Source organism: Pararcticibacter amylolyticus (genome assembly GCF_003130405.1).
GTDB lineage: Bacteria > Bacteroidota > Bacteroidia > Sphingobacteriales > Sphingobacteriaceae > Arcticibacter > Arcticibacter amylolyticus.
Genome location: NZ_QEAS01000008.1, coordinates 165,389 through 179,478, shown reverse-complemented (window position 1 = coordinate 179,478; position 14,090 = coordinate 165,389). Strand labels below are relative to the sequence as shown.

Genomic DNA, 14,090 nt, shown 5'->3' with positions numbered 1-14,090 from the left:
GGTGATGCGAACCGTGTTCCCCTCCTCTTTTGTTGATAAAATATTAGCCTGCTTGAATGCACCTGTCGCTGAAAATTTCAGATCGGTGGACATGGAGGGTTAAGGCTACCTGATGGTAATGACGGTTCGTGTATTGCCAAAAACCGGGTAATTGTAAAATCATCATCGGTTTTCGTTCAAATGATTACCAGAGCGGAAAAACATTCGGTACATCTTTCAGTTATGATCTTATTATCTATAATAAACAATCACTACCTGATACTATGAAAAAGAAAACCGGAAGCGATCCGAAATTTACTACGCAAGGGGCGGCGGGTACCGAACCTGCCCTGATCGAGCTGTTTAAAGACTGCATAATGGACATCTATTGGGCGGAGAACCATTTGGTAAAAATGCTCCCAAAGATGATCGAAGCAGCGTCGTCAAAAAAGCTTAAAAGCACCATAACGGCTCACCTGGAAGAAACCAGGGTTCATGTCAGTCGCCTTGAAGAGATTTTCGGATTGCTGGGCGAACAGCCTCTTGCTAAAAAGTGCGACGCCATGGAAGGTCTTACCCTTGAGGGACAGGAAATCGTCGAGAGCACTGAACAGGGAACAGCAACAAGAGATGTAGGAATTATTCTCGCATCCCAAAAAGTGGAACACTACGAGATAGCAACGTATGGCGGGCTCACTCAGCTGGCAGCCACACTGGGGATGAAAGATATTGCCGGCATACTGGCTAAAACGCTGGCAGAAGAGAAAAATGCTGATCAGTTACTGACCGGCGTAGCGGAGAACGAAATTAATTATCAGGCCTCAGAGGAAGCTTAAATATGGCAAAGAAAAAAGCTGAAAAGCCGTTGGTTGAGCCAACTAATGAAAAACGGGTTAAACTGGAGCCGTATACTGACGACGCGCTCGGCAAAAAGATGACAACCAACACCGGGCTTCCCATAAATGATGATCAGAACTCGTTGAAGGCGGGTGAAAGAGGATCTTCTTTACTGGAAGATTTTATCCTGCGCGAAAAAATTATGCATTTTGACCATGAACGGATTCCCGAACGGGTTGTGCATGCGCGCGGATCGGGGGCTCATGGTGTGTTCAAGCTGTATAAACCGATGTCGGAATATACAAAAGCGCACTTTCTGAATGATACAGAGACCGAAACCCCGGTATTCGTCCGTTTCTCCACAGTTGCTGGTTCACGGGGATCAACTGACCTTGCCCGGGATGTCAGGGGATTTGCAGTTCGTTTTTATACGCAGGAAGGGAATTTTGATCTTGTCGGAAATAATATGCCGGTATTTTTCATACAGGACGCCATCAAATTTCCTGACCTTGTACATGCAGTAAAGCCTGAACCGGATAATGAGATTCCACAGGCTGCTTCAGCACATGATACTTTCTGGGACTTTATTTCGCTGATGCCCGAATCTGCTCATATGATCATGTGGTTAATGAGCGACCGTGCTATACCTCGCAGCTACCGTATGATGGAAGGCTTTGGCGTTCATACCTTCCGGTTTGTTAATGCACAGGGCGTTGCAAGCTTTGTAAAGTTCCACTGGAAACCGCTGCTGGGTGTACACTCCGTAGCCTGGGACGAAGCGCAGAATATATCCGGTAAAGATCCGGATTTTCACCGGCGGGACCTTTGGGACTCCATTGAAAGCGGCGCCTTTCCTGAATGGGAATTAGGAGTGCAGATAGTGCCGGAAGAGGATGAATTCAAGTTTGATTTTGATTTGCTCGACAGTACCAAGATCATTCCTGAAGAACTGGTTCCTGTACAACGCATCGGTAAATTAACGCTTAACCGCAATCCTGATAATTTCTTTGCCGAAACGGAACAGATTGCCTTCCACCTTGGACATATTGTACCTGGAATTGATTTCACTAATGACCCATTACTGCAAGGTCGTCTTTTTTCTTATACCGACACGCAGTTACTGCGGCTTGGCGGACCAAACTTCCAGCAATTACCTATCAACAAGCCGGTCGTTCCGGTATATAACAATCAGCGGGACGGGTTCTCAAGACAAAACATTGATAGCGGAAAGACCAGTTACAGCCCGAATTCACTCTCTGCCAATTCACCGGAACAGGTAAGAGCGGAACAGGGAGGCTATATCACTTATCCTGAACGGGTTGAAGGACGTAAGATCAGAGCAAGAAGCAGGAGCTTTTTTGATCACTTCAGCCAGGCACGGCTATTTTTTAACAGCCAGTCTGACCCGGAAAAGGATCATATCGTCCAGGCCTTTTCATTTGAATTAGGAAAGGTTAAGACGATCTCGGTACGGGAACGTATGCTTGGTATATTATCGCTGGTTGATAAAGGTCTGGCTGCACAGGTGGCAGTGGCATTAGGCCTGCATATTCCCCAGCCAATAGAGCAACCGGTTAATAAAAGCGTTCCTGCCGATGGAGTACCTGAAGAGTTCGAACCGCTTAATGTCGAAGGTAGTATAAAAAAATCGGCAGCACTTAGCATGGCTAACTCCCCCAAAGACAGCATCGAAACGCGGAAGATTGCTATACTCGCTGCAGATGGCGTAGATGAGCGCTCAGTAAGCAAGATCAAAGATGCCATAGAAGCTGAAGGCGGAGTAGTGGAAATTGTATCCTGCCACGGGGGATTTATTACTTCATTAAACGATGAGCAGATAAAAGTTGATGACACTGTGTTAACGACTGCGTCCGTTCTTTTCGACGCAGTTTATGTGCCGGGCGGTGCCAACAGCGTAGCTTCAATAGAGGCAGATGCTGACGCTGTTCATTTCCTGAACGAGGCTTTCAAGCACTGCAAACCTATTGCAGCAGATATCAGCGCCCTCCAGGTTTTAGAGGCAACTTATTTTGCCAAAAAGATCCAGTCAGACGAAGGGGTGATCTTGTCCGATGATCCCGCTTCACTGGCACAGAGCTTTATTGCAGCGATCCGGCAGCACCGTTTCTGGGAAAGGGAACGGGCCAGGAAAATTCCTGCCTGATAAAAAAAGAGCGCCTTCGAAGCGCTCTTTTTTATTTAATTTAATCAAGTATTGCTAAAGCCTCATGATTGCCCTGCTGCATGGCAATATCATACACCGTTTGCCCCCGAACGTCAGCGAGTGTTTTATCAGCACCGGCTTCAAGCAGCATTTTGATAATATCATTACGCCCGAACATAGCAGCAAACATTAACGCTGTTCCCCCGTTCCCGTGCACCTGATCAACGTTCGCTCCTTTTTCTATAAGCAGCCTTGCTATCTCAGGATATCCTTTGAAACAAACTCCCATCAACGCAGTATTTCCACCGTGATCAGCGCCATTTACATCGGCCCCCTGATCTATTAGAAAGCCAGCTGCATCGGCTTGATTATTATAACATGCTATGATCAGGGGAGTGTACCCCTTTTCATCTTTATAGTCCAGGTTTACCCCTTTCATAACCAGTTCCTGCAATACAGGAACATCCCCTTTACGGGCAGCATGTATTAATACTTCGTTTAAATTGACACGGGTCATATCCATATTCAGATCGCTTTTCATTCCGAACGGTGGATGTAGCAAATTGTTTAGCGAAATCACCAAAGAGCCTTCCCCGGGCTTTAAATCTATTTAATGAAAGACGCAAGTTTTTTGTCTACGTCCTCCCCTCGAAGATCTTTTGCGATGATCACTCCTTCCGGATTTACCAGGAAGTTCTGCGGAATTGCAGTAATGCCATATTTAACAGCAATGTCGCTTTTAAAGCCTTTCAGGTCACTTACCTGAATCCAGGGCATACCATCATACTTTACCGCATTAAGCCAGGCAGCTTTGGTTTCATCAAGGGAAACTCCCACGATTTCAAAATTCTTATCTTTGAATTGCTTATACGCCTTCAGCAAATTCGGGTTTTCTGCCCGGCAGGGAACGCACCAGCTCGCCCAAAAATCTACCAGGACGTACTTACCTCTCAGAGATGATAATTTAAACTCCTGGCCTTTATCATCAGTTTGGGTAAAATCGACCGTTTTACCAATTGCTATTTGCTTCGCCTTTTCGTATTTGGCGGTCAGCTTTTTCCCGCTAAAACTGGCCATGATGCGTTTGCTGAAGGGAGTATAGTACCGATCGAAGGTAGCCGGATCGATCACCATCGTCTTATTGTCGTTAACTGCGTCGAGCGCTACATAAGAATCAGGATGACTGAATATGAACGAGTCGAGATTCGCTTCCATACGCGCCATGACTGGCTTTGCCTCCGCTGATATTTTTTTCATCTCCACGCTGTCCTTTGCAGACCGCGCTTTCATGAACCGGGCAGTCAGCTTCTGGTATTCCTTATGCGGAACACCTATCTCTTGCTGATATTGGAGATACTCGGCCTGGGATTTAGTGCCGCTTATCGAAGCCGTAGACATACTATCCGCTCCCTTAACCGCGTATTTTCCTTTTTCAAGATAAAACTCCTGGAAATCGGGTTTAGGCCAGCGCTTGGTCGTATCTCTTTTTAAAGGTTGGAGTTCCAGATAAGCCCTGTTAGCAAAAGCTGTCGTTCCGCTAATGGAGAACGTACCGTTCTTCAGGAGGGCGCTATCTTTAACGCTCTTTCCTGCACTGTTCACATAGCTAAGGATAACCTTCTTGTCTTTTCCAGCCGAAGGCAGTTTTCCGGAGATCTCGAATTTGTCCTGTGCCATGCCGGCGCTTACCGATAAGGCAAGCAGCACAGCGAGGCTTGTTTTTAGTTTCATAGAATTGTCTTTTGTTTTATTTAATGAGCGCTTTAAGACGCTCGGTCAGGTTTTCTCCCCTGAGGTTTTTTGCAATAATCACTCCTTCCGGGTTGATCAGGATATTTTGCGGAACGGAATTGATGCCATATAGCACAGCAACGTCGTTCTTCCAACCCTTCATGTCGCAGACATGGATCCAGGGAAGGTTATCGGTTTTAACAGCCGCTTCCCACGCAGCTTTCCCCTGGTCGAGGGATACTCCAACCACTTCAAAATTTTTGCCTTTAAGTTCCTGGTAAGCCTTTACCAGATTGGGGTTTTCTGCCCGGCAAGGCACACACCAGCTCGCCCAGAAATCTACCAGTACATATTTTCCTCTTAAGGAAGAAAGAGTGAAGGGCTTTCCACTCAGATCGTTCTGGGTAAAGTCGGTGGCTTTAATCCCCGTTTCGAGCCGTTCAGCGGCTTCTATCTTTTTAAGCGTACTTTTCCCGAGTTCTGTAGATTTAAGCTCTTCTGAGAACTGGTCATATAACGAACGGCCTACAGCTTTAGGTTCGAACCTGTTTCCGAGTACATTGATATTATACACATATAAACCCATGTAAGAATTGAGATGCGTCTTAGCGAAGTCCAGATAGATGGCCTTGTTTTTGGCAACAAGGTGTGTGACACTATCGGACGCTTTTTTATAGGCTTCATCTTTCGGCTTTCCGCGAAATTCATCATTAAGCTTAATGATCGTTTGCGTCTGCGGCCTGATCATCGCTTCCACTTCGTTCTGCTCACGGTCGGTGACTGAACCGCTTACAGAGGCACTTTTGATAGAATCGGTGCCATTGACGGAAATCTTCGAATTTTCCAGGAACAAGCCGAGATCATCTCTTCCCCTGCCCGGGGACTTAGTCCGCCGGAGTGAAAGCAGAGCAGGAACGGGCTCATCGACACTTCCAGTCAGGATGAACTTGCCGTTTTTCACTGCGGCAGAGTCTATGTTTACCCATTGACCGGACTTTACCATCGCCAGGTAAACCTTCCCCGGCTCCTTCAGTTTGGAGAGGTTGCCGGAGATGGTATAGTTCTTTTGGGCCATCAGGCCTAAAGGCAGACAGCAAGCTGCTGCGAGGATACATTTTCTTAGTATATTCTTCATCTTGTCATTATTCTTTTAAAGGGACTCATCGGCGTAATACAATGCCTGAGATAAATACTGTTTCGTAAAGCAAAGTTGGCGCCGGGGTGTACTTCGCAGCGGAAAGGACTGTAAAGCGGACATACCTAGCAGTGGTTATTCCAAGATTAATAGTCTGTTGATAATCCACTATATCACCTGCAAACACGCCTTTGTTTACCCAGATAGTCCCGTCCATGCTCGTCTCTATCTTGACAGAAGTGGGATAAGCACCATTGTTAGGATACTTGTTTGTCGTAGGTATATAAAACTTAAGGCTTGAGAAAATGATATCCTTTTTAAAATCGATGGATATCCATTGCGGCATCGGCTGGTTTAAAGCTGATGCCCAAAAAGTAGTGGTGTTGCTGACATCAATTGTCTTAGCAGCAGCATTAGTAGAAGAAAGCTGTGTGGAATATCCTGCAATCTCCCATCCCACCCTGTCAAGGTCCTTTGGCTGCGCTGTCTTAAATACCAGGTAGACTGTCCGGTTATCTGAGAAATCTTCCTTGCCGTCCACCGTTTTAATGACAACAGGAAGTACATATATGCTATTACCAACGAGCCTTGTCTGGTGGCCGATATTGAACTGTGCAGCCTCCGAAACAGAGCTGCCGGATGCTATGCGGACGTCTGGTTTAAAAAGCAGATAGCAACTGGTGGGCAGCAACATTGCGTCCCCGTACTTCGAACGATATTCAAGCATTCTGGTGGTATCCACAGCGAATGTTACCCAGTGATCATTAGAAGCGGCTTCTCCTTTCAGGGCCGCCTTTAAATCCAGTACTATCGTTGAATCTTTATCCAGAGTCATAGGAGTCTGAAGCGTATCAAGTCCATTTGCGAGTTGAATCGAAACACTGCGGTCGGCCAGAGCCACACGGTCGTCTTTGCTGCAAGCAGTGAACAGCACAATTAACAGGCAAACTGCTGATATATTTAGTTTAAACATCTTCTTATCTTTTATGATTAATTCTGTTGCATCCCGGGGTTAAAACTCAACACCTGAACAGGTATCTGCAGGGTATAGCGCTCGCTATGCGGCTCAAGAGTAGCAATAACCTCTCCCTGGGCGTTATAACGGTAGACGGCCGGCATTCTGTTCTCCTTGTCAAGGCGGCGCATATCAAACCACCGCAGGCCATTATAGGGGAGTTCGTGTGCACGTTCCTGGAGTACTTCCTTTAATACTGTCTCCTGGTTGGATGATTCAAACCGTTCATAAGTGGCGGCCTCAATCCTTTTTTGCCGGATCTCATCCAGATACTTCAATGCCAGGGTTAAATTATTGCTTCGTGCTGCACCCTCTGCCGCAATCAGCTTCATTTCCTGTACAGAAGTGCCTGCATTAGTCTGCTTAAAAACAGCGGTTACAGCTTCCGGATAAAATTGCATCAAGCCCCTTTTCGTATAAGGATAAGTGTCCTGACCGATATACAGCTTTTTGACGCGAAGGTCATTGCGGGCAAAAGATTGTATAAAGTCAAGCGTAGGTGTTGTTATTACAGCCAGTATTCTTCCGTAAATCACATCGGGATGCGTACCCATTATGTTAGTAGCCGGAAGCGTACCATTGAAGTCTATCATCACCGCTTTTGTATTTGCAAGGGCCAGTTCAGCATTTTTCTGAGCCTCAGTATAATTCCTTTGATAAAAATACACCCTTGCCAGCAGGCTGTATCCTGCTGCAAGAGATCCGCGAAGCCGGTTAAGACTGTTGTCGACAGGTAAGTCCGGGATAGCCGTATTGATATCATCAATGATGTGCTTATATATCGCGGCCGTCGTACTCCTCGGCGGAACCTCCGAGGTAACATCGTTTGTAGTGACAAACGGAACTGCAAGATCCTGTTCGGCCGTTACCGGATCGTAAGGCTTTGCATATTCGTTCACCAGGTAGAAATATTCCAGGGCTCTACCCAGTAAGGCTTCAGCTTTAAGACTTCTTTTCTTAACATTCGACCCGCCGGTAGCATCATCTATCCCCGTCAGCACCGTATTATAAAGGTTAATCTGTGCATAATGGGCTCCCCACAATTCGGGAGCAGCATTAATATCAAATGAAAACTGGGGCGACCAGATATACATCAGTTCACCCGGTTTTGTCGGAGGATTGGTCATATTGATCAGTTCCAGGTTATCTCCAAGATAATTGATAGAGCCGCTAGCCTGTCCGACTCCATAAACCAGCGACTCAGAATTTAGCCATTGGTCATAGTCATCGACCGTGGTAAGCAATTTCTTTCCTTTCGGAGTAATATCCAGGTAGTTATCGCATCCTGCAAGAAGCAGGCAGCATACCGTTAACTGAATGAACAGAAATTTATAGTGTTTCATTTGTATACAGTTTAAAAGTTTGTAAAAATGCCGATTGTGTAAGTCGGAGTCAGGTACGGCTTCTGATAACTTCCCGTAGCCATACTGAAATTCTCCTTGTTAAAACCTACTGTCCAGATATTAGAGGCCTGGCATTTCACTTCAAAGTGTTTAAAGCCTGCTTTTTTGATGAAAGGCGTGTTGTCCAGGCTATAAGAAAGCGTCAGGTCACCAAGGGTTATATAGTCTCCGTTCACTACGTAACTGTCAGCGTAATTATAAGCATTGTTTGAGTTGCCGCTCCTGTATGCCGCCAGTCCCATTACATCCGTGGTCGTTTCGTCACCCTTCACTTTCCAGTAATTACCGGCGCCTGATAGAGGGCGTGTTGCGGAGGGATCGGGGCGCGGTACCCTTACCTTAAATCCTCCATAATAATTAATCATACAGAATACATAAAAATTGCCGATATCGACCCGGTTGCTCAGACCGGCGTTAATAGTGGGGATCGAAGATCCGGAATAGTGACTGACACCCGAAGTATCGCTTCTCATCAGGGTGCTGGTAGCACCAGTCGCACTGTTATCGTTGGTACGGTAAACGTTCCCCTTCGTATCCTTGATCAGCGGATAACCTTCATCATCAAGACCGGCGTAACGGTACGAAAACATAGCTCCTACAGGATGATTCTTCACGTAGCCGAGGGCATTAAGCGTTTGCGGACTAAAATCGCCTTTCTGATAAACCTGTAAAACTTTACTTGTATTACGCGCCGCTACAAGGCCTGTATTCCAGTTTACCTTCCGGGTTGATATCCAGTCGGCATGCACTCCCACCTCGATACCTTTGTTATTGATCGTGGCCTGGTTAATCAGGGTTGGACTCACACCTATTGTAGGATCGATCAGCGAATTTCCTAACAAGTCGGTACTCTTCTTATTGTAATAATCAATATTACCGTACACATTTTTAAAAACAGTATAATCCAGCCCGGCATTAAAGTTTTTCGTTTGTTCCCAACGCAGACTATTGTTCGCGTAAGAGTATACGTTCAATGATTGACTGGCAGGTGAAGTATATAAATTCAGGGCACTTTGCGCTATCACTTGCGGAAGCGCCAGTTTGGCCACATTCCCATTAAATCCGTACGCTAAACGAAACTTAAGCTGGGTAAGCCAGTTAAGGTCCTGCATAAATTCCTCTTTATGCACGTTCCATGCCGCTCCAAGCGACCAAAGTGGTTTATACTTATATTTCGGATTAGTACCGAATAGGTTGGACTGGTCTATGCGTGCACTCCCTGTCAGTGAATAGGTGTTCTTATAAGAGTACACCAGGTTGGCGTAGCCCGACAAAAACCGGTCTTCTGCATATTGCTGATTAAAGAAGCTACTGTAATTCTGACTGTTGACAGGCACGCCCAACCGAAAAGCACTGGTAATGGCCCCGGTACTCATCGCCGAAAAATCGACAGGCTGCTGCAATAGGGTCTCGTCATTATAACCGAAGTAAGAAGCGGTATTGCCCTTGTTAATCAGATTCCTTACTTCTGCGCCTAAAATAGCATTGATCGAATGGTCTTCCGCCAGTACTTTATTGTAATTCAATTGCGCACGTGCAGTATAACTGGTGGTGCTCCCGGCTTCCTGCCGGAGAAAACCGCCTCGTGGAATATTATATTTAAGTGTCTGGTCATCAAGCCTTGATACAGCGGCATTGACATACTGCCTTGCTTCAGAAGACCGGTCGGACGCATAATGCCTGAGATCGGAACGGGAAGTTTCATAAATACCTCCGAATGTCATGTCAAGCCCTCCTCCGATGAGATATCTGAAATTAGCTGTCACCCGGTTATTGATAGTGCGGGTCTTATCGGTGACCTCATTGAGTTCAACCAGCGGATAATATAAATTATCGGCCAGGCCTTGTGCCATCATTAAACTGTTGAATGATGGTGAAATGCCCGATCCTAGCGCGAATGCTGGAGTTCCGTCGGGATTCTCAAATCTTTGGTAAGAATCCAGCGACGCAGGCCCTGGTACCGGCGCACTATTAAACCGTTGCTCCTGGTAGTCTGTCGTTAGCTCGAGCGACAGCTTTTTAGTAAACTTCAGTGTGCTGCGCGCCGAGAGTGAAAACCGGTTATTATCATTATTTACCTCGGAGAGACGGTTGCCCGTATAGTTTCCGGTAATATAATAAAGAGCGTTGTCAGATCCTCCTGACGCATTCAAGTTATAGGTATTGGTTAATGAAGAGCGACGAAAAAGTCTGCTGTAATCGTCGAGGTTATCATAGCTTCTAAGGGCTTCGAAAGATGATGCCGCCTGCTCAGGAGTGATCATTTTGGCTGCCTGCTGGGCAAGCAGGTAAAAAACAGGATCGCGCCGCACCGTCCCCCCGGTAATATTGGTAGCAGTGGCCAGCAGGTCCCAGGAGTCTGCCGTTATATTGGATGACTGGGTAGCCGTCTGGTAATCCACGGCAATAGCAGAAGCATCGTCGGCCCAGCGGTAACGACTGTAATTTTCTTTGGGCGTAATAGCAGAAGTAGCCCTGAAGGTAAATTGAGCTTTTCCTTTAGAGGCTTGCTTTCGTGTGATAACGATCACGCCATTCGACGCCCGTACACCGTATACTGTTGCCGCAGCGGCATCTTTAAGGACAGTGATCGATTCGATTTCATTAGGATCGATCATGTCAATCGTGAGTTCTGTAGGGTAACCATCTACTACAATCAGAGGACTTTGGTTGGCCGACATGGTAGAAATACCACGGATGTTGAACAGCGGTCTGGTTGTAGAACCTGTGGTTCCCGGAAGGGTACTTGTAAACTGTACACTGTTATTGATCATCAACCCGGGCAGCCTGTTCACCAGGCCGTCGAGGAAATTCGTGCTGATCCTCGACTCAAACTCTTTAGTACTGATCTGTGCGACAGCACCCGTACTCTGTTCTGGCTTTATCTTCTGATAACCGGTGTTTACGGTAACCTTTACTTCCTGCAAATTTCCTACTTCTATATCCATCCGGATAGTTCCTATATCTTTCGAGGATGGAACCTCGATAGTTTTATACCCGGTATATCTGATCACCAATACTGAACCTTCCTCTACATTCTGAAGAAAGAATGAACCGTCTGCATTGGTTCTGGTACCGTGACTTCGTCCCTTAACCATTACGGTAGCACCCGCGAGCGGCTCACCCGACACGACATCCACAACCTTACCCGAGACATTGATGGCCAGCAGCCGGTCTACTATGTTTTCGAAATAGCCTTTCCGCTTTTCCACTAAAGTGACCGTGTTGTTGTTAATCTTGTAGGAGACAGACTGGTTCTCAAAAATTTGATCGAGAACCCTTTCAAGCGCTGCGTCTTTTACTTTAATCGTTACCGCTTTTGATTTATCCAGAAGTTCTCCGGGAACGACAAAGTTATAACCACTCTGCTTTCTCAAATCCCTGATGACATCCTCGAGAGATGCATTGGTTTTGCTTAAAGTAATTTTCTGTGCAAAGCCGGAAGCGCTGACCTGCATGATTGCAGCTATTAGAATAATGGTTGTTAATCGCATTATCAGCCAGATTTTGTGGATAATCCCTGTTGGAGTACCCGGTTTCATGTTTAGTTTTTTTAACACTTCATTTTGTTTGTGACTAGCATCCTGCGGCCAAATGGGAGGCCTTCAATATTGCTTTATACCGCATTATTGTTAAGTTTGCTTGTCTGGTTCATTGCGGGTTGCCTCTGCGTCCAAACTCGGGCATCCACATTCTGTTAATGATTCATTTTCGGGCCGGACCGCCATATCCTGACTCCAATCAGGGTATGGCTTAGTAAAGGCCATCATCTGTTCTGATCAGCTTTTCTGTCGTATAGTTCTCTCCATATTATTGTGCTTTTTAATTATATGATTTTGAAATATTAAATGCTTACTAAGAATTCCGGATTAAACACCGGGATCTCGTCAGGTACTTTTTTATCTCGATACATATATGGTCCTCCCCTCAATTCTGAAATGTACATTTCCGGTTGCTTCAAGGGGAATTAACACCTGAGATACTTTACCGAACCGGGAAACGGAGCCCCAAAATGTACCCGCCGGAACTTCACCATCGTAAACGACCTCAACGTCGTACCAGCGTTCTATGATACGCATGATCTGCCGGATGTTAAGCCGGTCGAAAATGAAGTTGTTGTTTTTCCAGGCAACTGCGAGATCTGTGTCTACCGTATTCAGTTTAATATCTCCTCCCGAATTTACCGCCTGACTGCCGGGCGATAAGATCTTCGATTGGCCGCCTTCAGACACTTTAACACTGCCTTCCAGCAAGGTGGTCCGGTAAGCCTTCTCGTCGGAATAGGCGTTTACATTAAAATGGGTGCCTAAAACTTCTACCTTCTGATCTCCGCTCTCCACGACAAAGGGATGGTCTTTGTCTTTAGCAACTTCAAAATATGCCTCCCCGGTGAGTTTCACCCTGCGTACTCCATTTGAAACGAGAGCGGTATTATATGTCAGGCTGGAAGCAGCATTCAGCCACACTTTCGTCTGGTCCGGCAGCGTTAAAACGTAGGTCTCCCCTTTTGTAGTAGCTAATGTATGAACCATATCCGGATCACCCTTTCCTGCTTTGATCTGGTAGACGACCTGCCCGCCTGCTGTTTTGGAAACTGAAATACCTGCCTCTTTGGCGATTATACCGTCGGCCGCGTCATCGAGCCTGATTTTTCTGCCGTCCGACAAAGTGAGAGTTGCGCCGATCTTTCCCGGTGCTATGTCGTTTGCGGCAAGTTGATCATAGTTATGGGAACCTCCCTTATCGCCGGTGAAAAATTGTACACCAAAAGCGATCAGGACAACTGCTGCTGCTATGGCTGCAATCCGAGGCCAGATACGCACCGTCTTTTTTTGATCAGAAGCCTCCCCGGCTTCTGAGATCCGGGTTTTAATTTTTCCAAGTGTAAACTCCCAGGCAGGATCATACTCCCCGGCAAAAGGCGTACTTTCAAGTTCCGATTCTAAGAGCTTCGTAATTTGCTCATCGTGATTGTTTTCACTTATAATATGAAAAAGACGTGCTGTTTCTTCAGGTGAAGCTTCGCCTCTTGTGTATTTCGAAAATAATATCTGAAAAGATGGATCGTCTTTCTTCATATCCCTATCGTCTTTACGGCAGAATTTCATCTGCTGCTAAAACGATAAGTACTATAAGTCCGGGGATAGGACTATTCAAAAAAATAAAAAACTCACAGAATACTGATATACAGGAAAATAATTATCAATTCGGTCAGGATTCCCGAGCGTCTGTCGAGATAATGACGAACATGCTTCAGCGCCTGCACCATTTGATTTTTGACGGTATGTCTGGAGATACTTAACCTTTCGGCGATCTGGTCGTGGCTTAAACCTTCGTTCCTGCTCAGCTCCCATATAAGCCGCCGCTGGGCAGGCAGCTCTGCCACTGCCTGGTTGATTGTCCGGGCGCTTTCCCGCAAATTAACCTGCTCTTCAGTTTCATTCCGGTAGAATTCGGAATAGTTGGTTATACTTTTCAGAATACGTTCATCGCTGGCAACTTTCTTCAGGTATTTTAGGGCCTGGCGGTTTGCTATGCTGTACATATAGGATACTGGATACTGCACATCCGAAAAAACTTGTCTGTTCATCCATATTTGCACGAAGATTTCCTGGATCAGCTCCTCTGCAAGTTCAGGAGTCTTAACCAATTTTCGGACATAAAGAAATAAACGTTTGGAATAATGGCGATATATAACATCAAAGGCTTTTTCATTTCCTGCAGCAAGATCTGCAAAAATTTCCGCCTCGTTTATCCTATTACACAGCATTTCAATCCGAAAATGCACATTTTATCTTGAAAAAAGAAAAAAAATGAAGCTTTTTC

General features: G+C 45.9%; 10 protein-coding genes. 2 read left to right on the top strand and 8 right to left on the bottom strand.

What is annotated here, in order from left to right:
• Positions 1 to 263 precede the first annotated feature (263 nt).
• The gene (locus DDR33_RS11285; RefSeq protein WP_109415891.1) at positions 264 to 815 is read left to right on the top strand and encodes a YciE/YciF ferroxidase family protein; all 552 of its coding nucleotides are present in this window, start codon (positions 264 to 266) and stop codon (positions 813 to 815) included.
• 2 nt (positions 816 to 817) lie between these two features.
• Complete coding sequence (locus tag DDR33_RS11280) at positions 818 to 2,980, top strand: catalase (RefSeq protein WP_109415890.1); 2,163 nt, start codon at positions 818 to 820, stop codon at positions 2,978 to 2,980.
• Positions 2,981 to 3,020: 40 nt separating this feature from the next.
• Here the strand turns inward: DDR33_RS11280 and DDR33_RS11275 are convergent, their stop codons facing one another.
• The 8 genes from DDR33_RS11275 to DDR33_RS11240 all read right to left on the bottom strand — a co-directional run bounded on the left by DDR33_RS11275 (position 3,021) and on the right by DDR33_RS11240 (position 14,034).
• Positions 3,021 to 3,521: an ankyrin repeat domain-containing protein gene (locus tag DDR33_RS11275; protein WP_238387766.1), complete on the bottom strand. Its 501-nt coding sequence runs from the start codon at positions 3,519 to 3,521 to the stop codon at positions 3,021 to 3,023.
• Positions 3,522 to 3,586: 65 nt separating this feature from the next.
• Positions 3,587 to 4,711 carry a TlpA disulfide reductase family protein gene (locus DDR33_RS11270; protein ID WP_109415889.1) on the bottom strand — a complete coding sequence of 375 codons (1,125 nt, stop codon included), beginning with the start codon at positions 4,709 to 4,711 and terminating at the stop codon, positions 3,587 to 3,589.
• Positions 4,712 to 4,727: 16 nt separating this feature from the next.
• Positions 4,728 to 5,846 (bottom strand): TlpA disulfide reductase family protein, encoded by a 1,119-nt coding sequence (locus DDR33_RS11265; RefSeq protein ID WP_109415888.1) that lies wholly within the window; start codon positions 5,844 to 5,846, stop codon positions 4,728 to 4,730.
• Between the two features lie 25 nt (positions 5,847 to 5,871).
• Positions 5,872 to 6,819: a discoidin domain-containing protein gene (locus DDR33_RS11260; RefSeq protein ID WP_238387765.1), complete on the bottom strand. Its 948-nt coding sequence runs from the start codon at positions 6,817 to 6,819 to the stop codon at positions 5,872 to 5,874.
• A 17-nt stretch (positions 6,820 to 6,836) separates the two neighbouring features.
• Positions 6,837 to 8,204, bottom strand: a complete 1,368-nt coding sequence (locus DDR33_RS11255; protein WP_109415887.1) for a RagB/SusD family nutrient uptake outer membrane protein — start codon at positions 8,202 to 8,204, stop codon at positions 6,837 to 6,839.
• Positions 8,205 to 8,215: 11 nt separating this feature from the next.
• On the bottom strand, positions 8,216 to 11,758 hold the full coding sequence (locus DDR33_RS11250; RefSeq protein ID WP_238387764.1) for a SusC/RagA family TonB-linked outer membrane protein: 3,543 nt from the start codon (positions 11,756 to 11,758) through the stop codon (positions 8,216 to 8,218).
• 405 nt (positions 11,759 to 12,163) lie between these two features.
• Entirely contained in the window at positions 12,164 to 13,342 is a 1,179-nt protein-coding gene (locus DDR33_RS11245; RefSeq protein WP_109415974.1) for a FecR family protein, read from the bottom strand.
• Between the two features lie 92 nt (positions 13,343 to 13,434).
• Positions 13,435 to 14,034, bottom strand: a complete 600-nt coding sequence (locus DDR33_RS11240) for an RNA polymerase sigma factor (RefSeq protein ID WP_109415885.1) — start codon at positions 14,032 to 14,034, stop codon at positions 13,435 to 13,437.
• Positions 14,035 to 14,090: the final 56 nt, after the last annotated feature.